Annotated in this window: 22 protein-coding genes; 17 read left to right on the top strand and 5 right to left on the bottom strand. The window is 55.5% G+C overall.

The genetic code is table 11. The features are described 5' to 3' along the window. The first annotated feature begins 14 nt into the window (after positions 1 to 14). The 4 genes from mreC to rodA are packed head-to-tail and all read left to right on the top strand — an operon-like array spanning position 15 to position 4303. On the top strand, positions 15 to 833 hold the full coding sequence (mreC, locus tag Q7J88_RS03760; protein WP_303720820.1) for a rod shape-determining protein MreC: 819 nt from the start codon (positions 15 to 17) through the stop codon (positions 831 to 833). Next, positions 830 to 1366: a rod shape-determining protein MreD gene (gene mreD / locus Q7J88_RS03755; RefSeq protein WP_303720819.1), complete on the top strand. Its 537-nt coding sequence runs from the start codon at positions 830 to 832 to the stop codon at positions 1364 to 1366. The genes mreC and mreD overlap by 4 nt, the downstream gene beginning before the upstream one ends. After that, positions 1356 to 3206, top strand: a complete 1851-nt coding sequence (mrdA, locus tag Q7J88_RS03750) for a penicillin-binding protein 2 (protein ID WP_303720818.1) — start codon at positions 1356 to 1358, stop codon at positions 3204 to 3206. The genes mreD and mrdA overlap by 11 nt, the downstream gene beginning before the upstream one ends. Then, entirely contained in the window at positions 3206 to 4303 is a 1098-nt protein-coding gene (gene rodA / locus Q7J88_RS03745) for a rod shape-determining protein RodA (RefSeq protein ID WP_303720817.1), read from the top strand. Before mrdA ends, rodA begins: the two co-directional genes overlap by 1 nt. Positions 4304 to 4378: 75 nt before the next feature. Here rodA and Q7J88_RS03740 read toward each other — a convergent pair whose 3' ends face one another. Genes Q7J88_RS03740 through Q7J88_RS03730 form a run of 3 tightly spaced genes read right to left on the bottom strand, consistent with a single transcriptional unit; the run spans position 4379 to position 8300 of the window. Continuing rightward, a complete protein-coding gene (locus Q7J88_RS03740) occupies positions 4379 to 6325 on the bottom strand; it encodes a bifunctional DedA family/phosphatase PAP2 family protein (RefSeq protein ID WP_303720816.1) in 1947 nt (648 codons plus the stop codon). Next, positions 6322 to 7641: a HAMP domain-containing sensor histidine kinase gene (locus Q7J88_RS03735; protein ID WP_303720815.1), complete on the bottom strand. Its 1320-nt coding sequence runs from the start codon at positions 7639 to 7641 to the stop codon at positions 6322 to 6324. Before Q7J88_RS03735 ends, Q7J88_RS03740 begins: the two co-directional genes overlap by 4 nt. Beyond that, positions 7638 to 8300 (bottom strand): response regulator transcription factor, encoded by a 663-nt coding sequence (locus Q7J88_RS03730; protein ID WP_303720814.1) that lies wholly within the window; start codon positions 8298 to 8300, stop codon positions 7638 to 7640. Before Q7J88_RS03730 ends, Q7J88_RS03735 begins: the two co-directional genes overlap by 4 nt. 332 nt (positions 8301 to 8632) lie before the next feature. Between Q7J88_RS03730 and Q7J88_RS03725 the strand changes: the two genes are divergently transcribed. After that, positions 8633 to 9073: a hypothetical protein gene (locus Q7J88_RS03725; protein WP_303720813.1), complete on the top strand. Its 441-nt coding sequence runs from the start codon at positions 8633 to 8635 to the stop codon at positions 9071 to 9073. 82 nt (positions 9074 to 9155) lie between these two features. Here the strand turns inward: Q7J88_RS03725 and yidD are convergent, their stop codons facing one another. Further along, positions 9156 to 9536: a membrane protein insertion efficiency factor YidD gene (gene yidD / locus Q7J88_RS03720; protein ID WP_303720812.1), complete on the bottom strand. Its 381-nt coding sequence runs from the start codon at positions 9534 to 9536 to the stop codon at positions 9156 to 9158. Then, complete coding sequence (locus tag Q7J88_RS03715; protein ID WP_369681961.1) at positions 9536 to 10852, bottom strand: replication-associated recombination protein A; 1317 nt, start codon at positions 10850 to 10852, stop codon at positions 9536 to 9538. Before Q7J88_RS03715 ends, yidD begins: the two co-directional genes overlap by 1 nt. A gap of 182 nt (positions 10853 to 11034) precedes the next feature. On the opposite strand from Q7J88_RS03715, the gene Q7J88_RS03710 reads away from it, so the two are divergent. The 12 genes from Q7J88_RS03710 to Q7J88_RS03655 all read left to right on the top strand — a co-directional run bounded on the left by Q7J88_RS03710 (position 11035) and on the right by Q7J88_RS03655 (position 25944). Further along, the gene (locus Q7J88_RS03710; protein ID WP_369681964.1) at positions 11035 to 11889 is read left to right on the top strand and encodes an NAD(+)/NADH kinase; all 855 of its coding nucleotides are present in this window, start codon (positions 11035 to 11037) and stop codon (positions 11887 to 11889) included. Positions 11890 to 11910: 21 nt separating this feature from the next. Next, on the top strand, positions 11911 to 13581 hold the full coding sequence (recN, locus tag Q7J88_RS03705) for a DNA repair protein RecN (RefSeq protein ID WP_303720809.1): 1671 nt from the start codon (positions 11911 to 11913) through the stop codon (positions 13579 to 13581). A 12-nt stretch (positions 13582 to 13593) separates the two neighbouring features. Beyond that, complete coding sequence (locus Q7J88_RS03700) at positions 13594 to 14049, top strand: N-acetyltransferase (RefSeq protein WP_303720808.1); 456 nt, start codon at positions 13594 to 13596, stop codon at positions 14047 to 14049. A gap of 230 nt (positions 14050 to 14279) precedes the next feature. Then, positions 14280 to 15689, top strand: a complete 1410-nt coding sequence (locus Q7J88_RS03695) for a hypothetical protein (protein ID WP_303720807.1) — start codon at positions 14280 to 14282, stop codon at positions 15687 to 15689. Positions 15690 to 15692: 3 nt separating this feature from the next. Then, positions 15693 to 16481, top strand: a complete 789-nt coding sequence (locus Q7J88_RS03690; protein WP_303720806.1) for a cytochrome c3 family protein — start codon at positions 15693 to 15695, stop codon at positions 16479 to 16481. Then, the gene (locus Q7J88_RS03685; RefSeq protein WP_303720805.1) at positions 16439 to 18568 is read left to right on the top strand and encodes a hypothetical protein; all 2130 of its coding nucleotides are present in this window, start codon (positions 16439 to 16441) and stop codon (positions 18566 to 18568) included. Before Q7J88_RS03690 ends, Q7J88_RS03685 begins: the two co-directional genes overlap by 43 nt. Positions 18569 to 18624: 56 nt before the next feature. Beyond that, the gene (locus Q7J88_RS03680) at positions 18625 to 19197 is read left to right on the top strand and encodes a CsgG/HfaB family protein (RefSeq protein ID WP_303720804.1); all 573 of its coding nucleotides are present in this window, start codon (positions 18625 to 18627) and stop codon (positions 19195 to 19197) included. Positions 19198 to 19201: 4 nt separating this feature from the next. Then, the gene (locus Q7J88_RS03675; RefSeq protein ID WP_303720803.1) at positions 19202 to 20701 is read left to right on the top strand and encodes a hypothetical protein; all 1500 of its coding nucleotides are present in this window, start codon (positions 19202 to 19204) and stop codon (positions 20699 to 20701) included. Continuing rightward, positions 20701 to 21297, top strand: a complete 597-nt coding sequence (locus Q7J88_RS03670) for a hypothetical protein (RefSeq protein ID WP_303720802.1) — start codon at positions 20701 to 20703, stop codon at positions 21295 to 21297. The genes Q7J88_RS03675 and Q7J88_RS03670 overlap by 1 nt, the downstream gene beginning before the upstream one ends. After that, a complete protein-coding gene (locus Q7J88_RS03665; protein ID WP_303720801.1) occupies positions 21288 to 22919 on the top strand; it encodes a peptidylprolyl isomerase in 1632 nt (543 codons plus the stop codon). The genes Q7J88_RS03670 and Q7J88_RS03665 overlap by 10 nt, the downstream gene beginning before the upstream one ends. Further along, positions 22916 to 24868, top strand: coding sequence for a cytochrome c3 family protein (locus Q7J88_RS03660; protein ID WP_303720800.1), 1953 nt, complete (start codon positions 22916 to 22918; stop codon positions 24866 to 24868). Before Q7J88_RS03665 ends, Q7J88_RS03660 begins: the two co-directional genes overlap by 4 nt. After that, positions 24865 to 25944, top strand: a complete 1080-nt coding sequence (locus Q7J88_RS03655) for a cytochrome c3 family protein (protein ID WP_303720799.1) — start codon at positions 24865 to 24867, stop codon at positions 25942 to 25944. Before Q7J88_RS03660 ends, Q7J88_RS03655 begins: the two co-directional genes overlap by 4 nt. Positions 25945 to 25981: the final 37 nt, after the last annotated feature.

Genomic DNA, 25981 nt, shown 5'->3' with positions numbered 1-25981 from the left:
GTCAGAGGTAGGGCATGCGTGATCTGATCAAACGCTATCGTAATCTTCTGCTGGCCGCTGCCCTGCTGATAGCCACTCTATTGCTCTATTCCTACAATCTACGCCAAAAAGATGCCACCACCTTTTTCGAACGAGCGGTGTTGACCTTGGCGTCTCCCTTCCAGTCAGTTATCGATAATATTACCGATGGAATCTCCGACGGGTGGCAGCATTATCTGTGGCTAGTCGATACGGAAAAGCGTAACGACCAACTGGAACAGGAAAATAGTCAGCTTCACTCTGCTTTGCAGCAGGTGGAAGAATTCCGTCTGCAGAACGAGCGCCTGCGGAAATTGCTGGCATTTGTCGATGATCTTGACCGGCCCGCCCTGCCGGCACAGGTTATCGGTGAAGATGTCAGTAGCTGGGCGCGAACGGTAACCATTGATAAGGGCTCGCGGGCCGGATTAAGGGCTGGTCTGCCAGTGGTTGCCGCCGAGGGCGTGGTCGGTCGGATTATCAAGGCGGCGCCGAACAGTTCGCGCGTGCTGCTGGTTACCGATGCTTCGTCGGCGATCGCCGCGATGGTACAACGAACCCGGACCCGGGGGGTTGTGCGTGGACTCGGGGCAAAGATGTCGCTCGATTACGCATTGCGCGGCGCTGATATCGAGCGAGATGACCTGCTGGTCTCCTCCGGGATGGGAGGCGTTTTCCCCAAAGGGCTGCCGCTTGGCAAAGTCTCAGGGGTTGAACGGGATCAGTATGGCCTGTTTCAGTGGGTCGAGGTCTCCCCGGCGGTTGACTTTTCCCATCTTGAAGAGGTTCTTGTCATTGTTGGAGAGGACCAGTGAAAGGTTTTGTTGGATACCTGTTGTTCGGTCTGTTAGCGCTTCTGTTGCGCACCAGCGTCTTCCCGCTTTTTCTTCCCCCCGGTTTTTGCCCTGATCTGTTGCTGGTTTTGGTAATCTACCTCGGACTCAGCGAAAATATGCTTCGTGCCGTGCTGGTGACCTTACTGCTTGGGGGGATGCAGGACAGTTTCAGCAGCACCACTCTCGGCCTCTATATCTTCGTCTATCTGGCTATATTGCTGCTGGTGCGTTTGCTGTCTGAGCAGCTGAACCTTGAGAGCCCGCCGCTGTTGGTTTTGCTGATGATTGGCGGAACCTTCGTGCAAAATTTTCTGCTGGTTTGCTGCCTGACGATTTTTGCCGATGCCGGGCCGGTGGTGCAGATCCTGCTGCCGTCGCTGGCTGAGCAGATGCTGGCGAACCTGATCTCTGCCAGCCTGTTGTTGTTTCTGGTTTTGAAAATTCAGTTCCTGTTTGGCAATCGGGCCGGACTGGCCAGATTGGGTTATCAGAGTAAACGACATGGGATTTGATGCCAAATGGACGGAACTGCCGTCTGTACAACGTCGCTTCCTGTTCTTTTCCGCTGCTGCAGCGATTGTGTTCTTGTTGCTTGGTTTACGGCTCTGGTACCTTCAGGTGATCAGTTATGGAGAATATCAGGAGCGGTCGGTGCGCAATCGCACCCGCGTGTTGTCGCTTGATGCTCCACGTGGTCCGATTTACGACCGCTACGGGCAGTTGCTGGTTGACAATCGCCCCTCATTCCAGATTTCGGTGATGCGCCAGGATGTTGAGGATCAGCAGTTGCTGTTGCAGCACCTTTCGGAACTGCTGAAAATAGAACTGCCAGTTCTTGAAGAACGCTGGAAAGATGGGCGGCGGTTTCCGATCTATCGCCCCGTGCCGCTGGCGACTGATGTCCCTCGGGACGTGATGGAACGGGTACAGGAGCATGGTGTTGAACTTCCCGGAGTCCTGACAGAGGTCCGCCCAGTTCGCGATTACCTGGAAAAAGGCTCCGCTGCCCATCTGGTTGGCTATCTGGGGGAAATTACCGAGAACGAACTGGTCGATGAAAAGTACGAAGGTTATCAGGCTGGGGATTTCGTCGGCAAAATCGCGTTGGAAAAAACCTTTGAAGCCTACTTGCACGGTGAAAAGGGGCGACGACTGGTTGAGGTTGATGTCAAAGGGAAGCTGCTTAGGCAGTTGCAGACCGAAGCCGCCCGGCCGGGCAATAAAGTGTATCTGACCTTGGATCGAGAACTGCAGCGGGCTGCCGATGTTGCTTTTGGCGACCAGTCGGGTGCCGCTATCGCCTTGGATATAAAATCCGGTGACATTCTGGCGATGGTCAGTCGGCCGACCTTCGATCCAGCCCTTTTCGCGCGCGGGATAGCCAGTGAAGAATGGGCCTCGCTGCTCAAAGATTCCCGCCATCCGCTTCAGAACAAGGTGATCGCTGGCCAGTATCCACCCGGATCGACCTTTAAAATGGTAGTCGCTTTAGCGGCCATGCGCGAGGGGGTTGCCAGCCGATTCCGTGAAATAGACTGCAAAGGGGATTTCGTCATAGGTGGGATGCGGTTTCGTTGTTGGAAAAAAGCCGGACATGGCAAAACCGATCTGAAAAAAGCACTTCGAGAAAGCTGTGATGTCTGGTTTTATCAGGTCGGATTGGAGTTGGGGATTGATAAGTTGTCAGCTGCGGCGAAAGAATTTGGCCTCGGCGAGCCGGTGGGATATCCACTGCCTGGTGAAAAAAGAGGGGTCATCCCAACGCGTGAGTGGAAACGGGCACGTTTTAATCTTCCCTGGTATGCCGGGGAGACGGTCAATGCGTCGATCGGGCAGGGGTTTGTACTTGCGACGCCGATTCAGCTGGCGGTGATGACCGCTGCCATGGCCAATGGCGGCAAGGTTTTGACACCACAACTGATTGAGCGGATCGAGGATTGGCAGGGGAATATTCTTCTGCAGCCAGAAGTCGAGGTCGTGCGTCAGGTCGATTACTCGGCAGCCGCCTGGCAAGCGATAAAAGGTGGCATGGTGGCGGTGGTCAACGAGCCCCGGGGCACCGGGCGGGTTGCCCAGCTTGATCAGGTGGTTGTTGCCGGCAAAACCGGAACCTCGCAGGTGGTGCGGCGGAAGACGGATGAAGAAGAAGAGTCGGATGAAGGGGGAGATAGCCCTTATCGGTTCCGTCCGCATGCCCTGTTTATTGCTTTTGCCCCGGCGGATGACCCTAAAGTGGCAGTAGCCGTTGTTGTTGAACATGGCCAGCATGGTGGTAGCGCTGCCGGGCCAGTGGCGAGAAGTATTCTGGAAAAGTATTTTTCGCTGCAACAGCAGCGGGTGGAGAACAATTGATGTTTGACCGAAGATTGGTGGTTAATTTCGACTGGATTCTGTTGTTGACGGTATGCTCACTAGCCGGTATCGGCATTCTCAACCTGTACAGTGCAACTGCCAACTGGCAGTTTGCCTCCACTCCCATTTATATGAAGCAGCTGATCTGGCTTGGAGGCGGTCTGGCACTGGTGCTTTTGATCTGCTGCTTCGATTACCGTCATTTGGAGCATTTTTCCATCCTTGCCTATATCATCACCATCGGCATGCTGTCGTCTGTTCTTTTGTTAGGCAAAACCTCGATGGGGGCAACCCGTTGGTTGAATCTCGGCTTTTTCAACCTGCAGCCGAGTGAAGTGATAAAAATCGTTATGATCCTACTGTTGGCAAGAACTTTCGGCCGCACCGCGCTGCCGGAAGGATATAGTATGGCTGATCTCTGGAGGCCTGCCCTGTTGCTGCTTTTGCCGGTCGGGTTGATCTTGAAACAGCCTGATTTGGGCACTGCTTTGATGCTGATTTTTATCTCCATGTCGATGTTGCTATTTGCCGGGGTGCAGAATAAAACTCTGCTAGGACTCTTCATTCTTGGAGGAGTGGCGGTTGTTCTCGGCTGGTTCGGACTGCACGATTACCAGCGGGAGCGTATCCAGACCTTTCTTAATCCGGAAGCCGACCCGCTTGGCAGTGGCTACCATATCATTCAATCGAAAATTGCGGTTGGCAGTGGCGGTTTTTTCGGTAAAGGTTTTTTACAGGGAACGCAATCGCAGCTTTCCTTTTTGCCGGAGCGACATACGGATTTCGCATTTTCGGTGTTCGCCGAAGAATGGGGGTTTGTCGGCTGCAGCCTGTTGCTGCTCGGGTACCTGTTTCTGGTTGTTTGGGGGATCTATATTGCCCGCCACGCCGCCGATCGCTTCGGGATGTTTCTCGCTATCGGCGTTACGGCGATGATTTTCTGGCACATCGTCGTCAACCTTGGCATGGTCAACGGTCTGCTGCCGGTGGTCGGGGTGCCGCTGCCGCTTTTCTCCTACGGTGGTACCAGTATGGTGACGACGATGGTTGGTATCGGGCTGCTGATGAATGTCAGCATGCGGCGGTTCATGTTCTAGCGAGACATCCTGTGTTTGATGTGAACGTTTAATATCCGCAGAGCTGACTGTAACAGATAATATCCACAGAAGAGTTCACTGAATCGCACTATTCCAAACCAGTAGGATCTGACCATCCCAATGATTGTAAGGGCTATCCTGCTCTGGGAAACGAACTACTCTTTGCAGGTTGAACCAAGCAGCGAGGGAATCCTGCAGCAGCCCTCGTGCACGGTTGAAGTCTTTTTGGCCGCGCGGCAGGGTCAGCAATCCTGCGGTTGCCACTGCCTGCTGGGTTTCTATGCTGCCGAGCCACAACGGTGTTCCTCCCTGCAATTGAAAGCCGCTTGGCCAGAGCCGCAGAATCAGTCTTTGCATCCGTTGATTTAGTACCAACAGCAACTGTTCGCGTTGCCCATCTGCCAATTGTGGCAACAGGGGAAGGTGTCGGACATCTGGCTGAGGAAGTAGCGCGTTCAATAAGGTTTTGGCGGGCATGGCGGTAACCCGTTCCCAGCCCTGCTTTTGCAGAAACATCGCCAACTGCTGAGGATCACCCGCAAATTGCAGGGTCAGGGGCTGCTCCTGCTCTCCGGCTAGGTCGATCCGCCAAGCTGGAAGTTTCTGCCAGCCTCCATCTTGCCAACTTTGAAAGCCGATGATCTGTAGCTCACGCCGGGGCTGGTAACGCGCCATGTCGCGCTCGTGTCGCTGGCCAATGTGCCAGCTACCGGCGAGCAATAGCGTCAGCAGCAAGGGGATGAGGAGCAATCGGGGGCGGAACGGGCGATTTTCCTGCCGCAGGTAAAAGATACCGAGCAACGCCACCCAGGCCCAGCCCAAAGAGAGTCCGCCGAGCACGTCGGACAACCAGTGAGCGCCGAGGTAAAGACGCGAGAAAGCGATCAGCAGGGAGCTGCCGATTGCCACCGCGAAAGGAAACCAACGCCAGCGTTGGGGAGCCTCCCGCAGTAGCAAAATGGCGAAGAAGCCGAACAAGATTACGCTCATGGTGGTATGTCCGCTGGGGAAACCCCAACCGGAAACCCCTTGATAGATCACTATCGGTCTGGGTTTGTGCACCAGCCACTTGAATATCTGGACCAGCGCGCCACCCCCGATGGCTGCGAGCAGCCAGTAAGCTGCCGGACGGAAAAGACGGCGCAACAGAAGCGCCGCCAGGACAGCGAGAAGGATAAACAGGTTCATCACGCTGTCGCCCAGTTCGGTGACGGCAACCAGCAGCTGATTTCCCCACGGAGTCCGCAACGACTGGAGGAACTGATAGATTGACTGATCGGCCCGGACCAGCGGGTCGAGGGTCAGGACATCTTCCAGCACCCCGAGAAACAGTCCCCCGGCCAGAAAAAACAAAAGGGAAAAAAGGAGCAGTAACCGCTGCTCCCGTTTGGGTTCCAACCGGGAAAGCAGGTTGAAAAGTTTTTTGCTGAGCCAGAAGGTCAGCCAGCCAAGCAGTAACAGTAGCAAAAGGAGCAGGCTGAGCCTGGCGCTGACGGCGTTGACCAGCGTGAGCGAGCCGCCGAGCAGCGCCCCCGGCAGCAGGTAGGCGAACGACCAGCCGACGGCGGAGAGGACATTAACACCGAGAAAGTGCCGCGCCGGCATGTCGAGCATCCCGGCAATCACGGGAATCACCGGTCGTACCGGCCCGACAAAGCGGCCCAGAAAAATACTTTTCCCCCCGTGCCGGTTAAAGAACTCCTCCCCGCGAAAGATCAGTTGGGGGTGGGTTCGAAACGGCCAGAGAGTTTTAATCTCCTGATGATAGTGCCGTCCTAGCCAGTAGCTGATTCCGTCGCCGGCGATCGCGCCAGCCATCGCCGCAAGTAGCGTGATCGACAGTGACAAGGCACCGCTACCGGCGAGGGCGCCGATGCCGATCATCATGGCGGTACCCGGTACCAGAAGGCCGACCAATGCCAACGACTCCGACAGGGAAATCAGAAAGATCATCAGGTAGGCGGCAATTGGGTGCAACCCGACCCAGCCGACAATTTCGCTCCATAGGTGCGCCCAGTTCATCGTTGCTGATCCCGTGTTGGTAGCTCAATCACAATACGCAGTCCTCGCTCATCATTGCCGGTATCCAAAGCAATCTGCCCCTGATGCTGTTCGACGATCTCTTTGGCGATCGCCAGCCCCAGGCCGCTGCCAAATTCTCCGTTGGTCGACAGCCGGTGGAAGCGGGAGAAGGCCCGATCCCGCTCCGCGGGGGGGATACCGGGGCCGGTATCTTTTACTTCGATCTTGGCCCTGTTTCCAGCATGTATCAGGCTGACATCGACCTGCCCATTTGCCGGGGTATAGCGGATCGCGTTGTCGATTAGGTTGGTCAACAGGGTCCGCAGGGTTTCCGCATCGCCCCAGATGCTCAATGGCTTTTTTTCGCAGAAGCCGAGGTCGATCCGTTTGCGCAACGCTGCCGGAGTCAGATCGCGAATGACGCTTTTGCTCAACTCGCTCAGGTTGACTTCTGAAAAGGGGCGCTGCCGGTCTTCTGGGTCGAGGCGGGCTAGGGTCAAAAGCTGCTGCACCAGGCGTCCAGCACGTTTGATCCCTGCCTTGATCTGGTCGAGAACCTTTTCCCGCTCTGGCCCATTGGGGGTTCGCTCCAGCAGTTGAGCCTGTAATTGGATCGCCGTCAATGGCGTACGCAGTTCATGGGCCGCGTCGGCAATGAACTTGCGTTGTTTCCCCAAGGCCTCATCCAGCCGGCCAAGTAACTGGTTGAGAGCATGGATCAGGGGGAAGATTTCAACCGGTATACTTGCTTCCGGCAATGGCTCGAGAGCGTTCGGCTGCCGCTGATGAATCGCTTCCGTTATCTTGTGTAACGGTTTAAGCCCGCGGCCGATACTGATCCACACCAGCACGCCAAGAACAATTATTAGTAACAGCACCGGGGTGATCGCTCCCAACGCAACCTCTGTGGTCATCTCGACCCGGTCGGAATAGGGTTGGCTGGTCTGTACAAAGCGGTCATTGCGCTGCAGGCCGAAACTTCGCCACAGCATGCCTCCGGAAAAGTGAGTGCTGAACCCTTCCGTCGCTCTGACCGGGGCACCTTCTTTCCGGTTGAGATATAAGATTTGTTCCCCATCGGCTAGCCAAACCTGAATGACGAAATCGGCATCACTGTCTTTCAGGCTGTTCGATATCGGCGGCAGCTGATAGCTTCCCAGTATCGGTACGCTGTAGGCGAGCTGTCGGAGTCGGTCATCGAACAGGCCGGCCAATTCACCTCGAACGTAATAATAGGTCAGCGCTGAAGACAGAATAACGGCGACCAGCTGACCGATCAGCAGCCAGCGCAGCAGTTGGCGACGGATCGAGGTCATTGCACCGAACCTAAGGTATAGCCGACGCCTCGGATCGTTCTGATCAGCTCGGCGGAGAGTTTTTTGCGCAGGTTATGAATATAAACTTCGACGGCGTTGCTTTCGATTTCTCCGTCCCAACTGTAAAGCGAGTCCTCCAGCTGGGATCGTGAAAAAACCAATGTGGGCTGTTCCGCCAAAGTCTGCAACAGACTGAATTCCCTAGCTGAAAGCGGGATACTCTGGCCTTTCCAGCGGCAGCAGTGAGAGGCCGGGTTCAACTCCAACTCACCCTGCACTAGCAGCGGCTCGGCGCGGCCCAACCGGCGCCGCTGTACTGCCCGCAGGCGGGCGCTCAACTCGTCCAGATCAAAGGGTTTAACCAGATAGTCGTCCGCACCGCCATCAAGTCCGGAAATCCTGTCCGCTACGGCATCCCGTGCCGTCAGGATGATCACGGTCGCCTGGCTGCCCTGGCGGCGCAGGTCGGAGAGAACCTCCAACCCAGACTTGTCCGGCAGTCCCAGGTCAAGCAGGACGGCGTCATAGCTGGTTGTTCCGAGCGCCAGTTCGGCATCGGTGGCGTTTTGGGCCCAATCGACACTATAACCATCGATGGACAAGCCTCGTTGCACGGCCGAACCGATCATCCTGTCATCTTCAACCAGGAGAATTCTCATCGTTTGCGTCCTCTTTGTTACTGCTGATTCTATCATGTTTAACCCCGATTCTCCCGGCGGCTGTTTTATTCTCAACAGCGTCAGATACCTTCCACATAATTTTAGCGGTGATAGAGTCAACCGCTTTGCTGGGGATTCGCCTAAATTAGCCGCAAGCTGGTATGAGAACAGTTTCTGCCTGTAAACTTAACGTTATCTTAAATTTTGGCCGGAAAATTTTAGCATCTTAAGGTTAGGTTAAGAATGTTCGGAGAGAATTCACTGCATCAATAAAATTCACAGAGTTGTCGCTCAAGGCAACAAACATGAGTCATAACTGAGAAGAGGATGTCATGAAAAAAATTATTCAGCTCTTATGTTCATTGCTTTTTGCCACCTCGATTTATTGCCCCGCTGATGCTTTGGTCGTTCCAAGTGAAGATCCGACCGACCTCAATGTAGAGGAAAGCCTGGAAGTGAGGTCGAGTGAGGATTATCAGGTTACTTTGTTGGAGATGGATTTAGGGGAGTTAAGCCGAAGACAGTCTCAGCATGTGCCAAACCAACAGATGCTGTTTGTCTGCGATTCTCGGGGGAAAGTCATCAAGGATGCTCAGGTAGTTACAACGCTGGTTTTGCCTAACGGGAGGCAGCTCATGACCAGAGCATGGCCTTTTGTCGGGGGCTATTTAATTCCGACTAGCAACCTGCCGGCTGGGCAATACCGGCTGGAAGTTGAAGCTGCTACCAATGGCCAGTTTGTGACCGACGAATTTATTTTCTGGAAGGCTTGACCTTTGCTCATCCCCTTTGAGAGGTCTGAGTATGGGGGGGACTTTTTTTCGCCGGAGCAGTCTGTGGGGGAACGGTTGACAGCTATCTTAGCCAGAAATCGTTGTTCTGCAGCGGATCATGAAATCTGACGTAACCCCACTTGTTAATCGGTTGGGTGTGCTCGTGTTCGACGTCCCCTTCGCGGTAAAGGCGGTCGACGGTCTGGAAAGTGCCAAACAGCGGACCGTGTTTGCGGAGTGCCTGCAGCGCGTAAGCCGAGCAGGTCGGGTACATCGGGCAGCGTGGCCCGTCGACGGGCGAGAGGTGGCTCTGGAAAAATTTCACTGCCAACTGAAGAGGACCTTGGTTAGCTACCTGCGGTTTCTTTGATTGCGCCGGCATCTCCCACGGCCCCCAATCGTCGGCAAGCATCTCACCGCTCGCAAGCAACAGCATAAGAATCGCTGCCAGCAACTGCTTCATCAGCCCTTTTCCTCAAGCGGCTTTTTTAAACTTTCCAGATACTCCATTCGTTCACCGATCATCTTTTCGTAGCCACGTTCGGTCGGGCGGTAGAACTTGCGGCCGAGGAGTTGCTCTGGTAGGTGTTGTTGGTCGGCGACGCCCCCTTTAAAATCGTGGGCGTACTTGTAGCCCTTGCCGTAATCAAGTTCCTTCATCAATTTGGTCGGCGCATTGCGGATATGTTTCGGTACCGGCAGGGCACCCGACTTGCGCACTTCGGACTGCGCCTCGTTGAGGCCGACGTAGCTGGCGTTGCTCTTCGGCGCGGTGGTCAGGTAGGTGACACCCTGGGCCAGGTTGATGCGCGCTTCCGGCAGACCGACGAAGTGGACTGCTTGCTGCACCGCTAGGGCGATCTGCAGCGCGCGCGGATCGGCGTTGCCGACATCCTCGGAGGCGAAGATCACCATCCGGCGGACGATGAACAGCGGGTCTTCGCCCGCCTCCAGCATCCGTGCCAGCCAATAGAGGGCGGCGTCCGGGTCCGAGCCGCGCATGCTTTTGATGAAGGCGGAGATGACATTATAGTGTTCTTCGGCTCCCTTGTCGTAGAGCAGCGCTTTTTTCTGCACCGCTTCTTGGACCGTTTCCAGCGTGATCCGCTCCTTGGTCGCCGAGGCAGCGACCTCCAGACCGCCGAGGGCGATGCGGGCGTCGCCGTCGGCCTGCTGAACGAGAAACTCGAGGGCGTCTTCATCAAGCGTGAGATTGCGTTCGCCGAGCCCCCGCTGGTCGGTCAGGGCACGCTGCAACAGGGTCTTCAGGTCGTCACTGGAGAGCGGTTCGAGGACGAACACCCGCGACCGGGAGAGCAGCGCCGAGTTGACCTCGAAGCTGGGATTTTCTGTGGTGGCGCCGATCAGCGTCACTTCACCCTTTTCCACCGAGGGGAGAAAGGCGTCCTGCTGGGCCTTGTTGAAGCGGTGGATTTCATCAACGAACAGGATCGTCTTGTGGCCGTGGTAGGCGCGCTGCTGTTTCGCTTCGGCGACTATCTCGCGGACCTCCTTTATACTGCCAAGTACCGCGGAAAAGAAAACAAAGCGGCTCTTGGTAGTACCGGCGATTACCTGTCCCAGCGTGGTTTTGCCGGTGCCGGGTGGTCCCCAGAAAATCACCGAAGAGAGCTGGTCGTTGTCGATCAGGCGGCGCAGCAGCTTGCCTTTACCGAGCAGGTGCTGCTGGCCGACCACCTCGTCGAGGGAGTGCGGACGCATTCTCTCTGCTAGTGGGGTGTTGCTGATTGTTTGTGCTGATTGTTCAAACAGGTCCATTATCGTTTCCGTTGTCAGTAGGGTGGCTCAATGTAGCATGCAGCGGGCAATCATAACAACTCTCTAAGTCTTTGAATCTGATAGACTTAAAGGGTCGTATATGGTATCTGTCTGAGGTTTCATTAGATGGACGATTGTGGCCGCGAGGCGACGACATATTTCTCTTCGGGATGACTGTCATGCTGAAAAAAGTCGGGGTTTACGCCAAGAAAAATCATCCGGATGCCGAACAGCTTGCGCTAATGATCTGCGAGCGGTTCAAGCGCGAAAATATCGAGGTCCTGCTTGAGGACAGCCTGGCCGAGCAGGTCGGGCAAATTGTCGGTTTTGCTGAAGAAGATATTCCGGCGCAGGTTGATCTGGTAATCGTGTTGGGCGGGGACGGTACCCTGATTTCGGTGGCGCGGCAGGTTGGGGAACGGAATGTGCCGATCCTCGGTGTCAACTTGGGGCGTCTCGGCTTTCTCACTGAGGTGACCCGTGATGAGCTGCCGGCGATGCTTGATCTGCTGATTGAGGGCAATTTCAATGTTTCCGATCGGATGATGCTCGATGCGCTGATTCATCGCAATGGTGAGGTGGTCGGCAAATATACGGTGCTCAATGATGTAGTGATCAACAAAGGGGCGCTGGCCCGGATTATCGATATGGAGACCAGCGTCGATGGTCGGCACTTGAGCTCCTTCAAGGCGGATGGGTTGATCGTTTCCACGCCTACCGGTTCCACCGGTTACAGTCTGGCCGCCGGCGGGCCGATTGTTTTCCCTGAGATCAACTGTCTGGTTGTCTCGCCGATCTGTCCCCATATGCTGACCAATCGGCCGATCGTGGTCTGGCGTAACTCAGTGATTGAGATCAAGGTCAACTTCGAGGATGACGTGGTGTTTTTCACCGCCGATGGCCAAGTCGGGCGCAAGCTGTTGCCGGGGGATGTGGTTGAAGTGCGGCGTTCTGAAGCCCGAACCCGTCTGGTGAACAGCCCGAGCAAGGATTACTTTGAAATTCTGCGCACCAAGCTGAGTTGGGGCGAGCGCTAAATTCCCGTTGCTGCGGATGTCATGATTACCGACCTTATCGTTAAGAACTTCGCCATCATCGAAAATCTGCATGTGCAGTTCGGGCATGGCTTCAACGTCCTGACTGGCGAGACCGGGGCCGGCAAGTCGATCATCATCGACGCGGTCAACCTGCTGCTAGGTGGTCGGGCGCGGGGTGAGGCGATTCGGGCTGGTTGCGATGAGGCGAGTGTCGAAGCGGTTTTTGACCTGAGCGGCGAGACGGCGGTTCGCCAGCTGTTGACCGAACAGGGGCTGGAGAACGACGATGAACTGCTGGTGCGTCGGATCGTCGCGCGATCTGGGAAAAACCGAGTGTTTGTCAACGGCTCGGCGGTGCCGCTCGGGCAGTTGCGCAACCTGACCAGCCGCTTGGTCAATATTTACGGGCAGCATGAGCATCAGAACCTGCAGCGCACAGAAACCCACCTGATGCTACTTGATGATTATGCCGGTCTACAGCAACCCCTCAACGACTATCGGCAAGCTTTTCAGGCCTGTCAGGGGTTGCGCAAGCAGCTGGACGATTTGAATTTGGCCGAGCGGGAACGCCAGCAGCGGCTCGATATGCTCAGCTTTCAGCAGCAGGAGCTGGCCGGTGCCAAGCTGATTGTCGGCGAGGATGCCGAGCTGGAGCAGGAGCGGTCCCTGCTCCAGCATGCTGAGAAGCTGACTGCCGCCACCTCGGGCGGCTACGACATCCTGTACGGCGGGCAGCAGGCGGTCTGCGCCCAGCTGTCGAGTGTCGCGGAGCAGCTGGAAAGGTTGCAGTCGATCGACCCGCAGCTGGCTCCCTTGGCAGAGACATTGCGCAGCAGCCTGTTCAATATTGAGGATGTTGCCGCAGAGTTACGTGGTTATGCCGACAAGCTCGATTTCGAACCGCAGCGGCAGGCACAGGTTGAAGAACGGCTCTCGCTGCTCACAGGTCTGAAGCGTAAATACGCGCCAACCCTGGAAGAGCTGGTCGCCTATCAGGAGAAGATAGAAGCCGAGCTGGAAACGCTAAGCGACGTAGAAGGGCATCGTGATCTGCTGCAGAAACAACTTGAGAAGGCGCTCGGCAGGGTGCTGGCATTTGGGCGGGAGCTAAGCGCGCAGCGCCGGCAAGCCGCCGAGCAGTTGGCGGCTGCGGTCGAAACCGAGCTGGCCGATCTGGCGATGCCGAAAGCTCGTTTTAAGATGCGTCTGTTTGACTTGCCGGAACCGGCTGCCGACGGGCTGGAGCATGGCGAATTTTATCTGGCCGCCAACCCAGGGGAGCCTGCCCAGCCGCTGGCGAAAATCGCCTCCGGTGGCGAGCTGTCACGGATCATGCTGGCGCTCAAGCGCAGCGCTCCGGAAGGGGATGGAGTACGGACGCTGATTTTCGACGAGGTTGATGCAGGTATCGGCGGCGAGGCCGCGACCGCGGTTGGTGAGAAGATCAGTCGACTCGGCGAGCAGTTGCAGGTACTCTGCGTCACCCATCTGCCGCAGGTGGCGGCATTTGCTGATCGGCACTATCAGGTGGCGAAAAGTGAAGCAGGTGGGCGTACCAGCACCCGGCTGCAGCTGCTCGATGATGAGGCCCAGGTCGAGGAGATGGCTCGGATGCTCGGCGGTGCCCATATTGGAGAACGTACCCTGGAGCATGCCCGCGAATTGATCGGGCGTTCGAAGGGGATTGCCTGACAGGAGCTTTTTATGCTGCGACCCGCACGAATTCAGGATGCTCGCGCCATTCACCAGCTGTTGCTTGAATATGCCAATACTGGCCAGCTGTTGGGGCGTTCACTGGCAGATATCTATGAGAATATTCGCGAGTTCTACGTCTACGAAGAGGGCGGCATGGTGCTCGGGGTCGGAGCACTGGTCATCTGCTGGGAGGATCTGGCAGAAATCCGGTCTTTGGCGGTGGCCAAAGGGCAAAGTGGCAAAGGGATCGGCCGTAAGATCGTCGACACCTGTTTGAAGGAAGCTTTGGAGCTGGGCTTGAAACGGGTTTTTGCGTTGACTTATCAACCTGATTTTTTTAAGAAACTCGGTTTTTCTGATATTGAAAAATCAGAATTGCCGCAGAAGATCTGGGGCGCATGTTTGAAATGTGTTAAATTTCCGGATTGCGATGAGTACGCCCTGGCTATCGATCTGGCCGATTAAGAAGGCTCAACTGGATAAATTGGGAGCATCGCTAAGTTCTGGATGTAATGTTTATTGCCGATATTATCATCGGTCATATCTAAAAAATGTTCCTTTTGTTGGGATTTTCATGAGTTTCTGGGGCGGCTGGACGGAAACAGGCCGCCGGTTAGTTGTTTTTCGGCAGATCGCCATGGAGCGTTGGTTGATTTGCTGAAGCCGTCGGAAATTGTAATTTGGTGGAGCTTTTGTTGTATACCGGGGAGAACACATATAAAACAGTCGCTGTTTGGCTGGTGCTGATCTGTGGTGTGATTCTATGTGCACCGCAGTTCGTTCGGGCCGCAGAAACGATTCAGGCGATGCGCTCTGTCGAGGTTCTGGCGGTAGACGAAAGCGGCGCTCCGCTACGCTTCCCTTCCGGAGTCAGCTATGATCGGGAAGGGGATGAGCTTTATGTCACCAGCCCGCAGAAGAACAAACTGGTGGTCCTGACTCCGGACTACTTCCCTTATCTGTCGATCGGTTCCGGTCGCGGGCTCCGTAGCATCAGCAAAACCTATATCAAAAACGGGCTTCTCTATGCCTGCGTCGGGGCAAGCACCGAAGAACCGAGACCGCATATCGCTATCTACGATATGGCTTTTTTACCGGTGCGGGAAATTTATTTTCCCGATCATAAGTTTTTTTCTCCCCTCGATCTGGTTGTCGCGGATGATGGAACCATTTATGCCGTCGGTATCAACGGTACCGGGGTTATGGTGCTCAGTCCTGAGGGGGAATTCCTACGCTGGATCGAACCGCACGACGAGATCCTGGGGATCGATGAAAAAGCGCCGATTCTGGCGATCGACCGTGGCATCGATGGCAATCTCTACCTGCTCAGTGAGGCGATGGGGCGGGTCTATGTTTATGACCAGCGCGAACGTTACCTTTACAAGTTTGGCGAAAAAGGTGGCGAACCGGGAAAATTGTCGCGGCCCCGCGGCATTGCCGTCGATGATTTTCGGCAACGGGTTTATCTGGTCGATTACCAGCGGCACACCCTGTCGATTTACGCGCAAACCGGAGAATATCTTTTTGAGGTCGGCGGCCTCGGCGGTGGGCGCGGTTGGTTTTATTATCCGAGCGATATCGTCGTTGACGGGAACGGACGGGTGGTTGTTGCCGATACCTTCAACCACCGACTGCAGGTGTTTGAATTTGTCAGTCGGAGAGGGTTTGGCGGGGAGGAGCAGCCGGCAGGCCAGACTGAGGTCGAGCCGGAGGTGCCGGTTAAAAGCGTCACTGAGACGGCTCCGCCGAAAAACCTTTTGCGGATCAGGAAGTTAAAAGATCCCATCGCTCTGGATAGCGCTGACGAGTTCGTCATCCTGACAGCCATGACCAAAGATCGACAAGAGACGGATCTGTTGGCGTTGCAGCTGCTGCGGAAAGATTATCCGGCCATGACTCGTGGCGTGGAACGGGCGAAGAGCGGTGAATGGTTCCAGGTGTTGGTTGGTCCCTACCGCGACCCGCTGGACGCTTATCAAGTTGCCGAGCGCTTGCGTAAAGAGGAGCTGTTGCCTGCCATGCTGAAGACGCGTGGCGAGCCGCTCGATATAGAAGTTCCGGGAGAAACGGATGATCAGCGGAACCGCGAACGGTCGGCGGGGTAAGTCATGGAGATGCAAAAAACGATCACCAGCTTGCTGATCCTGGTCCTACTGTTGTTCGGGGTTGTTTCGGCCCTAGCTCTGGAGGCCCCGCTACTTGAGGCGGATGACTGCCAGATGTGCCATGCCGATGTAATCGCGGTGGTGCAGGAGTTTGGCGGCAAGCACCGGGATGCGGTGACCTGCATCGAATGTCATCGGGAACATCCGCCGCGTGGCGCCAATGCCATTCCGGCCTGTTCGCTGTGTCACGATCCGGCGGAAAATGAGCATTTCAAGGCCGGCGGCTGTCTGGGGTGTCACAATCCGCACCGGCCGAAGCAAATCGATTTCAGTCACGCCGCGCGGGTTGCGCCGGCCTGCAGCGGTTGCCACCCCAAGCAGGGGGGGGAATTGCTGGCTTACCCGAGTAATCACAGCGTTCTCGACTGTAAAGACTGTCACCTGGAACACGGACAGTTCCTGAACTGTCTGGAGTGCCATGCAGCGCATTTGGCGGGGCAGACGTATGCTGATTGTCGACAGTGCCATCGGCCCCATTCGCCACTTAAGGTCGTTTACCTGAACAACCTGGGTTCGGAGCAATGTTCTGCCTGTCATCCCAGTCCCGCGGAACGTCTGGCGCAAACGACCACCAAGCATGGTTTGCTGCGTTGTGTTTATTGCCACAAAAGTCAGCATAAAAGGGTGCCAGCTTGTGAGACCTGTCACTTTAAGCCACATGATCTCGGGATGCATGAGAAATTTCCGAAATGCGTGTCCTGTCACGGCGGGCCGCATCTGCTGATCAACTGATTTGTGATGTACTGGAATTTATGTTGCCCGCTAACCGATACATAAAATCTCTGATCTTGCTGAGTAGCCTGCTGTGTTTGCTGCTCGGCAGCGGTGGCGTGGGTTATGCGGGCGATCCGTTCGGTTTTATCGGCAATTGGAATTACCGCGAAAATGGTGGCGATGCCGTCGATAGCACCAGTCAACTGAACCACAGTTACAGCTTGACCTACATGAAAGATCTGAGCGCGGCGATGGCCTTTTCCGGGTCGGTGCGCTACAGCGAGACCCTCCCCTCGGAGGGGACCGAAACCCGCAGTTTGAACCCGAGTCTCTCGTTTGATGCCCGTAGTGATCTGTTCTCGTTGAATTTGAACGCGTCCGAGAGCAGATCGGAGCAGGAAGGGACCCCAGAACGAGTCACCGATGCCTGGGGGGTGAATCTCAGTAGTCAAATGGAGCGGTGGCCGAGCGTGCGCTTCTATTTCAATCAGAGTTTCTCGACCGACGACAGCCAACCGAAGCAGATCGATAACAACACGCAAACCAGCGGTGCCAGCATCGAGTACGGTTACAGCGTCTTCGATTTCCTTTACGATGTGCGGCACTCCCTGACGACGGATGACATCCAGAACAGCGAGACCGAAAATCTTGACCAGACCGCGCAGGTCAGCTACGCACAGACCTTCTGGCAGGGGCGGGTGACCATTGCGGCCTCTCAGCAGTATCAGACAACTGAAAATGAAGTCAGCTCGGTGGCGCCGATTTACATCGTTTATCCGTCAACATCCGGCCTGTTCGGTACTCAGGCAGAGTTCGGGGCTTTGACGAACACGACGGATGTCGATGGCCTGCTGGCGACAAACCTGGCATTGATCGATGGGGACAAAAGCAATTCGGCCGGTGTCGATGTTTTTGATAACCGTTTCGAAGTCAGGAAGATTGCAATTCAGGTCGATCGGGAGGATATCCGGCGGTTGGAGCTTTATCTCGACCGGGAGCTGAATGGCGACAACACACAATTGACCTTCAAGGTCTTTCAAAGTGATGATGGCGAGAACTGGTCCTATCTGTCCAATAGCCCGACGTTTCCGCTCGATATTAATGACCGTCAGCTGGTCCGGTTTGAACTCCCGACCGGAGCCAAGCAGAAATATTTGATGGTCGCGGTCAAAACCAACTCGACTTTCCCGGCGGCGGCTCATGTGACCGAGATCGAGGCGAGTACTTTCGAGCCGGGCCGGAGCCGCGATACCACCACGCTGCAGACGCAATTCAACGGCTCTGTCCGCCTCTCCGACAATTGGACGGTCAGTTACAGCTTGCGCCGGGCTGAGACCCAACTCGACTCGGGCGATACGGTGCAGCTGAACCAGTCGCTGATCAGCAGTTACCGGTTAAACGAAAAGGTCGGTTTTTCTTTCGGGGTTTCTGAAAATACTGACTCCTCGGACAATTCGGCAGATCAGACCAATCGTTCCTATTCGGTGGCGATGGCCACCCAGCCTTTATCCTCGGTGAACTTCTCCCTTGGCTACACGCATTCGGATAACAGCTCCGATGATGGGCGGGATAAAACTACCGATGCCGTTCATTCAACCCTGAACGCGGCAATTTATCCCGATCTGACCGCCAGCCTGTCGACCAACTGGTCGCAGAGTGAAGATAATCTGGCCGGGAGCGAGACCAACAATTTTGGTGCGACCTTTAACACCACGGCCTATCTATCACCGAAAACCGATTTGAATACCAGTCTCAGCTACACAGAATCCGATTCAAGTGACGGGGAAACGTCCCGTTCGGAAACCTACGGTGTCACGTTTGGTTATCGGCCGTCCGACATGCTGTTGTTCAATCTGAGCTTCGATGGCGATCTGGAGGAGGACACCTCTTCGCTGTCAGGCAGCTCGAACTGGATCTGGAGTCGCAAGCTGCAATCGCAGTTCGGTTTTTCGTTTGATTTTGGCGATGACACCAGCCAGCAGTACAATGGGCTGCTTAGCTGGCTGATCAGTCGCAGCCTGTCGATGCAGTCTTCCGCGAATTACATGGTTGCGGACGAGGGAAACGGCTGGAACATCAACGCATCTTTTAATATGATTTTCTGACGCTTGTCAGAGGCTTTTTCCGGCTTGCCGGAAACGAACAAAGGGGAAGGTTTATCGTGCTGAAATACGGATTGGTGGTTCTGACTCTCTGTGTTGGCCTGTTGAGTGGCTGTGCTTCGCCGCCGAATTACTACGCCGCCGAAAGTCTCGGGCTCGGTTATGTCAAACGGGTTGTGGTGCTGCCGTTTGCCAATCATACCGATACCAAATATGCTGAAATGCGTTTTTCCGATGTGGTGACCACGGAAATCCTCAGCCGGGGATTGTTCGAAGTGGTGGAAAAAGGGGAGGCGCAACGTTTCCTGCGCGAAGAGTTGATTCAGAAAGAGCAGGATACGCTCGACCAGGCCACCGCCATGCGGCTCGGACAGGAGTTGAATGTTCAGGCCTATCTTGCCGGGGCGATTGAAGATTTCAGCGAGGAGCAGAATGGCAGTTATTCTTACCCGGTGATTGCCGTGACCTTGCGGCTGATCGATGTGAAGACCGGGCAGATCATTTGGCAGGCGACCGGTAGCGAGACCGGCTATCGCACTGTCGATCGGCTGTTCGGTTTCGCCAGTGAAGATGTAAACCAGGTCAGCTTCAAACTGGCGAAGAAACTGTTGGCGACCCTGTCTGGAGAATAATGGTTTGCTTCCGTGTCGGATCCTGAATAAATCGGCCGCGATTGGTTTTGGCTGTCTGCTTTTTCTGCTGTTTGTCGTAGGCAATGCAGCAGCGCAGAAAATCGTTTTGATGCCTATGGCTGACCTCAGCAAGGGGGAGAACGGTATCAACCTCGGCTTCACCAAGGCGGTTGAGACCAGTCTTAAACAGTTGGGGGTCGAGCTGGTTTCGCGTAGTGACGTGAAATTGTTCATGGCCCGCAACAAGGTACGGACCTATCGTTATCTCGATAGCTATCTGGTCAAGAAAATTGGTGCCGAGTTCGAAGTGCCGCTGGTTGTCATCGGCACCATCGCCGAACTGCAGGAAGAGGAACCGACGATCGGTATCACCTTTACCGCATTGGATACCACAGATGGCGCGCCGGTCTGGGCCGCTTCGGTCGCGACCAGCGCCCAGGAACAGGTCCGCATGCTCGGCATCGGTGAGCCGAAGACGGTCATTGAGCTGGTCCGGCCGTTGTTGAAGGAAACCTTGCAGCCATTGGTGAAGTTGGCGTATCAGGCCGAGGCTTCGGAAAGCCGTGATTATCAGCTACTCGGCTTCCATTTGTCGCCCGGCTATGTGCAGGGCGGGCAGGTGGTCGGGGCAAATCTGAAGGTGAAGTTCCTCGGACAGCGGCCGACCCTGATTGCCGCCGAAAGCGAGGCGGGCAAAAGCTACCTGCAATATGACCGGCAGACCGATAGTTATGTCGGCGAATGGTTTGCTCCGCGGGAAAATGGGACCTACAAGGTTGACCTGCGCTTCGAGTGGGGGCGGGAACGGACCGTCGAGCGGATAACGTCGGTCGCCAGCTTCGAGGTCATTAATCGTCCGCCCGGCTTGACCATGGAGATCAAGAAGGGGGTCAAAATCGGTCAGCGCTTAGCGTTTCGCGATCACCTGCTGATTCTGCCGCGGCTCGATAACCTGCGGCCAATGGCCGGCTGGGCGCTCGAAATCAAAAGAGCAGACGGTGAACCCGAGGTCTATGAAGAGCACGAAGGGGATCTGCCGGAGCGGATGGTCTGGGAAGGACGCGGATCTGACGGAGCCAAGCTGGCGAACGGGGTTTACGATCTTACTTTAGAGGTTTGGGATTTAGCCGGCAACCGCTCGTCTGATAGCCAGCGCGTGGTGCTGCAGAGTTCGACTCCGAAAGTCAAGGGACGCATTACCTATTCCGGCGGGAAGGCGCACCTGAATCTGGCAGCTGGCGGGCTGTTTGAGTTCCCGTTGACCTCTTGGCAGGCCGATCTGCGCTCGATGAAAGGGCAATTGCTGACCCGGGGGGAAGGGAAACAGCTGCCGGCGCAACTTGAATTTACGCCGATTGCTGGTGAGATTGAAGCCTACCTGAGCGTAAGTGGCGAGGATCTGCTCGGTAACCGGTTGCGGATCACGCGGCAGAAAATCCGTCTGGTCGAAGTTGATGAGCAGGTCGAGGAGCAGAAGGTGAAATCCTGGGTGCCGGACTTCTGATGTTGAAGATGACTCGATTGCATATCCTTTGGGCTGGCGTGCTCCTGCTCTTGGTCGGTTGCGCCGGAAATCAGCGGCTGCAGACTCGACTGATGTCCGATGCCGATACCAACATCTGCAATGTGGCAGTGTTGCCATTTGAAAACTGGACGCAAAAGAGCGAACTGACGTTGCTGGCCGGTCGAATGTTCGCTTCCCAGTTGATTCAGAGTAAAGCGTTCAATACCGTGCAGGAAGGGGATGTTGGCATGTTTCTGTTGCGGCAGCGGTTGTTGCCCGGCAATTTGTTGTACAAGGAACATTACGCGGCACTGGAAAATCAGCTCGACATTGACGCCGTTATCCAGGGGCGTATCGTTGAGGCCGGGTCGTACAGCCAGCGAGGTGGGCGTAGGATCCCTCTGCTTTCGCTCTACATCGATATGTATGATGCCCGCAGTGGTAAATTGCTGCTGAACAGTGTCCATCAACGCCGCGGCGATGAGTATCGCAAGGTGATGCACTTCGGGGTGGTGACGACCAACAGTGGGCTAATCGAAAAAATGTCACGGGAAATTATCAACGATTGGTTCAGTAAGGGAGTTACATGTCGCTGAGTTGTATTAAAAGTTACCTTGCTTTATTGAGCATTTTGTTGCTTGGCCTTCCGGTTGCCGATGCAACGGCCTTCTGGGGGGGCGAATATCTGGTTCAGATCAACGGGCAAGAATTTACTGAACAGGATTATCGCCACTGGTGGCAGGAATGGCAAGATCCGGGGATGGCGGTTCACGAATCGGTAGACCCTTTTATCGATTTTATATTGCTGGCCCAAGAGGCGAGCGATATGCAGCTGTTCGAGAATCCGCGCTACAAGAAAAAACTGGATGTCTTTCTCAAGGTCCGCGCGTTGATGCAGTTGAAAGCCGAGGAGGTTGACGCGCACAAGGTGATCCCGTCGCGCGAAGAGCTCTGGCAAGCTTATCTGCAGGAATATACCCCGATCCTCGATATGCAGATGATTGCTGTTCAGGAGCAGGAGCAGGCAACCGCCATTGAAAAGTTCATGGCGCAGGGGGAGGCCTTTGATCAGTTGGCGGATGCTGCCGGACTGGCCGATATAGCAGAGCAGCTGGATTCGACCGGGCCGATGCGTTACACGCGAATTCCTGAAGAACTACGTGCGGTTGCCTTGCAGCTCAAACCGGGGGAAGCAGGCGGGCCGGTTCGTTACGGGCATGCCTGGTATTTTCTCAAGGTGAAACAACGGCAGGATGGCAGTGATGAGGATTTCGAAAGCTTGAAGCAGAACCTGATCCGTTCTAGCCTGAAGCAGCAGGAGAACGAGTTGACCCAGGAATTGCTTGATCGGCTGAAAAGTGAATATCAGGTCAGCGTCGATCAGGCGTTGATTGATGGTATCGGTCCTGAGGGCCCGGGGAAGGAAGATGCGGAAAAAATAGCCATTACGATCGGCGACCTGAAGATCCCGGCGAGCTTCGTGTTCGCTTCAATAAAGAAGACCCAGAAAAGCAGAGGTCATGCCCAGCGCGAAGCGGAAGCTTTAGAAAATTCGAAAAATCGGGTGGTCAACGATATTCTCGTCCAGGTGCTGACGGAGAAGGCGTCGTTGGATCGACATTATGAACAGATTCCGCCACTGAAATATACCTACGATTTTTACCGGAAGTATCGTTTGATCAAGGAGTTCGAAGATACGGTGATCCGTCCCCAGGTCAAAGTGACCGATGCCGATATCGAAGCCTTTTACCGGGAAAACAGCGAGCAGTTTTCGCAGGCGGGGTTGCTTGAATATGCCCAGGTCACGACCAATGAGCGCGAGTTGGCCGAACGGATCTCCATGAAAATGAAAAATGGCGCGGAGTTCTTCAGTGTTATGGAGCCGATCTCGCCATCCGGTGTGCCGATCAAGAAAGAGCCGTTGGCCCGTTTGAAGCCCGTCATACAGGAAGCGGTAAAAAAGCTTTCTTCCGGTCAGATTACGACTGTCGTTGATGGCCCCAATACCTACTTCATTAAAGTGGTCCGCGCAGCAGAGACAAAATTGATGCCTTTAGAACAGGTCCGTGAGATGATAATCAAATCACTTGAGCAGCAGTTTTTCAATGATATCCGTGCGAACCTCGTGCGGCTGCTGCGGGAGCGCTCTTCGATCAAGGTTAATGATCAAAACTGGAAATCGTTACGCAAGCAACTCCTGGAGGAGAGCGCAACATGAACCAGAGAGTCGTGCTAAAAGGGCAGGGTGTCATTCTGTGGCTCTTGCTGGTCGCCTTGCTTCAAGCTTGCACCCCCGGGGCGGCTCCGAAAAAAGGTGGCAAGTCCTGTCTCGATTGCCACAGCGAGTACCAGCAGCTCTATAGCCAGAATGTCGTTCACAAGCCGGTGAAAACGGGCGATTGTGCCGGTTGCCACCGAAGTCACGGGTTGATCGGTGGTGCCTACCTCAAACAGGAGGATGCGCGCCTCTGTTTCCCCTGTCATCAGCCTTTGGCAAAGCAGTTGACGGAAAACTCCCGCCATCACGCACCGGTCGGTGAGGGGCGCTGCGATGCCTGCCACCTGCCACATAACGGGCCGAATGCCAATTTGCTCAAGCAGCCGGAGGAGCAGCTTTGTTTTACCTGTCATGACCAGAAGGGATTCCAGCGTCAGTATATCCATGCGCCACTAAAAGAAGGTTGCCGGACCTGTCATGAAACCCATGGTTCCAAAGTGGCGAAGTTGCTGATCAAGGAAGAGACCGCTCTGTGCCGGGATTGTCATGCCGTCGGCAAAAAGGATTTCGTTCAGAAGCATGGCGGATATCCGGTCGAACAGGGCTGCTCCGATTGTCATAGCGTCCATTCATCCGACTGGCCGACCCTGTTGAAGAACTTCGCCCATCAACCGGTCGCGCAGCAAAACTGCTCCTCCTGCCATGGCGCTGCCGAAAGCGCGCAGCCGTTTGCCGTTGCCGATACCTCGGCAGCACTTTGCTACCGCTGCCATACTCAGCAGCAGGCGGCATTCCAGGCGGACAAGGTTCACGCGCCGGTGATGGACGGCGATTGCTTTGCCTGCCACAGCCCGCACGCCAGCGATTTCTTCGGGATAGTCAAGGCCGATCCGCAAACACTCTGTTTTGCCTGCCATAGCTTTAAATACTTCGGACCGGGTAGCCCGTCGGGGAACGACGGTTCTGTACACACTCCGGCAGGAGAAGGGGAGTGCCTTTCCTGTCATGCGCCGCATCTGCCGGGAAATGGCCAAACCACCCTGTTACGCAAGGATGCCGACAGCCTCTGCCGCGATTGCCATGCCGATAAGGCGAAGAAGCAGAGTGTCCCGCATTCGCCGGTTGCTGATGGCAATTGTGTTCTCTGCCATCGTCCGCATGAGAGCGAACAGCCTCGTGTGCTGGTCAAACAGCAGCGCCCCCTGTGTGGCGAATGTCATCAGGTGGTCGGTGAGGACCTTGGGTTGCCCAGCCTGCATCGTCCTTTTGTCGCGGGGAACTGTTCCGCTTGCCATAATCCGCATGGTAACGATACGCAGACCCTTCTGCTCAGCAGTGGCGCTGAAGGTTGCAGTCAGTGTCACGGGACCATCGAAACCGAGCGGCAGACGGCGCGGCATCAACCCTTTAAGGAGGGGCGCTGCGAACTGTGCCATCAATCCCATGGTAGCTTGCAACCGTTCCTGTTGGCGCGGGAGTCGAAATCTTTGTGTGTCGATTGCCATGCCGCGCAAAAACCGCTTGATGAAACCCCTGGCGGGCATCAGAACTGCACGGTTTGTCATTATTCGCATGGCAACGACGAGGACAGCTACCTGCTGAAACCGCAGCCCGATCTGTGCCTCGGCTGTCACGACGTAAATCGCTTTTGGGGCAATGGCTTCGGCCATGCGCCGGCCATGGAGGGGAATTGCGGTGCTTGCCATGATCCGCATGCACCACAGTTGAGTCGGCAGCGGCAATCTGAGGTCGATCTCTGCGGTACATGCCATGTCGTAGATGCGCAACGTTTAGCCGCGAGCCACAATGGAATAGCACCCGGTAGTAACAGCTGCTTAAGTTGCCATGACCCGCATGGCGGGCCGGATGCGTCATTGACCTTGCCGGTAAAGCATGCTCCGTTCGCTGACGGTGATTGCCGCTCCTGCCACCAGGGAGGAGATCGATGATGTTCTTTTCACGGTTGAAAATTCCCCTTTTCGGGCTGGTGATCATTCTTTTCGGGGCAACTGCAGGATTGGCGGCCGATTGCTACACCTGTCATGATCCGGCCGCCTTTCAGGGGCAAGTGGTTCACGAACCGATCGCAGTGAAAAACTGTCTGGCCTGCCATGCGCCGCATGTTTCACGGCATGAAAAGCTGCTGCTACAGCGGGAGCAGGAACTTTGCTTCACTTGCCACGAAAAGCTTGCTGCCGCTATTGCAGGCAAAAAGGTGCTCCATGCGCCGCTTCGTGACGGTCGCTGTTCCAGTTGCCACAAACCGCATGCCGCTGAGCAGAAGTATCTCTTGCAGCGAGTTGGGGGAGAACTCTGCTTTGAATGTCACCAGGAGAGCCGTAAAGAGTATCCGGCGAGCCATGCGCCTTTTGCGGAAGGGCAGTGCAGCAGTTGTCATGCGGCGCACGGCGGTGATGACCATCGATTGCTGAAAGATGCCGGCAGCGGACTCTGTCTGGACTGCCACGAAGATAATTCGCGATTACGCGGTAAGCACTTGGATCGCGAGTTGACCACTGTGGATTGCCTGTCCTGTCACAACCCGCATGGCGGGGAGAAGCCGAGCTTGCTTCGTGTGGTCAGCCATGCTCCTTTCAGTGAGCAAAACTGTCAGGTCTGCCATGCCGAAGCACAGGGGATCGACACCTGCCTGCAATGCCATGCTTCTGCTCTTGCTAGCTTTAACTATGCGCACAACCATCTTGGCATTCAAGGGGAAGGGAATCCCTGTGTCTCCTGTCACGATCCGCATGTTGGTGATCGATCGGGGCTGCTGCCGAACAATGTCGGTACCGCCTGTCGTGACTGTCACGCTGATACCTTTGCCCGCCAGGAAAAGAGTCTGCATAAACATGGCAACTGGGAAACTTGTACCGACTGCCACCAGTTGCATGGCAGTAACGATGTGGTAATGCTCAAGCAGGGGCATCAGGTCTGCAATGTTTGTCATGATCAGCACAAAGCGTTTATCCATCCGATCGGCGAGGATGCGCGCGATCCGCGTAATCAGCAGCCGATGGATTGACTGACCTGTCATAACGCAAACGATGGTTCGAACTACC

Origin of the sequence: Malonomonas rubra (assembly GCF_003247215.1) — a bacterium.
GTDB classification, from domain to species: Bacteria; Desulfobacterota; Desulfuromonadia; order Desulfuromonadales; family Geopsychrobacteraceae; genus Malonomonas; species Malonomonas rubra_A.
The sequence above is the reverse complement of the archived record's forward strand: the minus strand, read 5'-3'. Positions and strand labels throughout refer to the sequence as shown.

Excerpts from the sequence above, each read along its gene's own strand:
- Q7J88_RS03690 (WP_303720806.1), top strand. The coding sequence starts at position 15,693 with ATGGAGATGCAAAAAACGATCACCAGCTTGCTGATCCTGGTCCTACTG.
- Q7J88_RS03660 (WP_303720800.1), top strand. The coding sequence starts at position 22,916 with ATGAACCAGAGAGTCGTGCTAAAAGGGCAGGGTGTCATTCTGTGGCTC.
- recN (WP_303720809.1), top strand. The coding sequence starts at position 11,911 with ATGATTACCGACCTTATCGTTAAGAACTTCGCCATCATCGAAAATCTG.
- rodA (WP_303720817.1), top strand. The coding sequence starts at position 3,206 with ATGTTTGACCGAAGATTGGTGGTTAATTTCGACTGGATTCTGTTGTTG.
- Q7J88_RS03725 (WP_303720813.1), top strand. The coding sequence starts at position 8,633 with ATGAAAAAAATTATTCAGCTCTTATGTTCATTGCTTTTTGCCACCTCG.
- Q7J88_RS03715 (WP_369681961.1), bottom strand. The coding sequence starts at position 10,852 with ATGGACCTGTTTGAACAATCAGCACAAACAATCAGCAACACCCCACTA.
- Q7J88_RS03685 (WP_303720805.1), top strand. The coding sequence starts at position 16,439 with ATGCGTGTCCTGTCACGGCGGGCCGCATCTGCTGATCAACTGATTTGT.
- mrdA (WP_303720818.1), top strand. The coding sequence starts at position 1,356 with ATGGGATTTGATGCCAAATGGACGGAACTGCCGTCTGTACAACGTCGC.
- Q7J88_RS03735 (WP_303720815.1), bottom strand. The coding sequence starts at position 7,641 with ATGACCTCGATCCGTCGCCAACTGCTGCGCTGGCTGCTGATCGGTCAG.
- yidD (WP_303720812.1), bottom strand. The coding sequence starts at position 9,536 with ATGAAGCAGTTGCTGGCAGCGATTCTTATGCTGTTGCTTGCGAGCGGT.
- Q7J88_RS03730 (WP_303720814.1), bottom strand. The coding sequence starts at position 8,300 with ATGAGAATTCTCCTGGTTGAAGATGACAGGATGATCGGTTCGGCCGTG.
- Q7J88_RS03670 (WP_303720802.1), top strand. The coding sequence starts at position 20,701 with ATGTTGAAGATGACTCGATTGCATATCCTTTGGGCTGGCGTGCTCCTG.
- Q7J88_RS03655 (WP_303720799.1), top strand. The coding sequence starts at position 24,865 with ATGATGTTCTTTTCACGGTTGAAAATTCCCCTTTTCGGGCTGGTGATC.
- Q7J88_RS03740 (WP_303720816.1), bottom strand. The coding sequence starts at position 6,325 with ATGAACTGGGCGCACCTATGGAGCGAAATTGTCGGCTGGGTCGGGTTG.
- mreC (WP_303720820.1), top strand. The coding sequence starts at position 15 with ATGCGTGATCTGATCAAACGCTATCGTAATCTTCTGCTGGCCGCTGCC.
- Q7J88_RS03665 (WP_303720801.1), top strand. The coding sequence starts at position 21,288 with ATGTCGCTGAGTTGTATTAAAAGTTACCTTGCTTTATTGAGCATTTTG.
- Q7J88_RS03700 (WP_303720808.1), top strand. The coding sequence starts at position 13,594 with ATGCTGCGACCCGCACGAATTCAGGATGCTCGCGCCATTCACCAGCTG.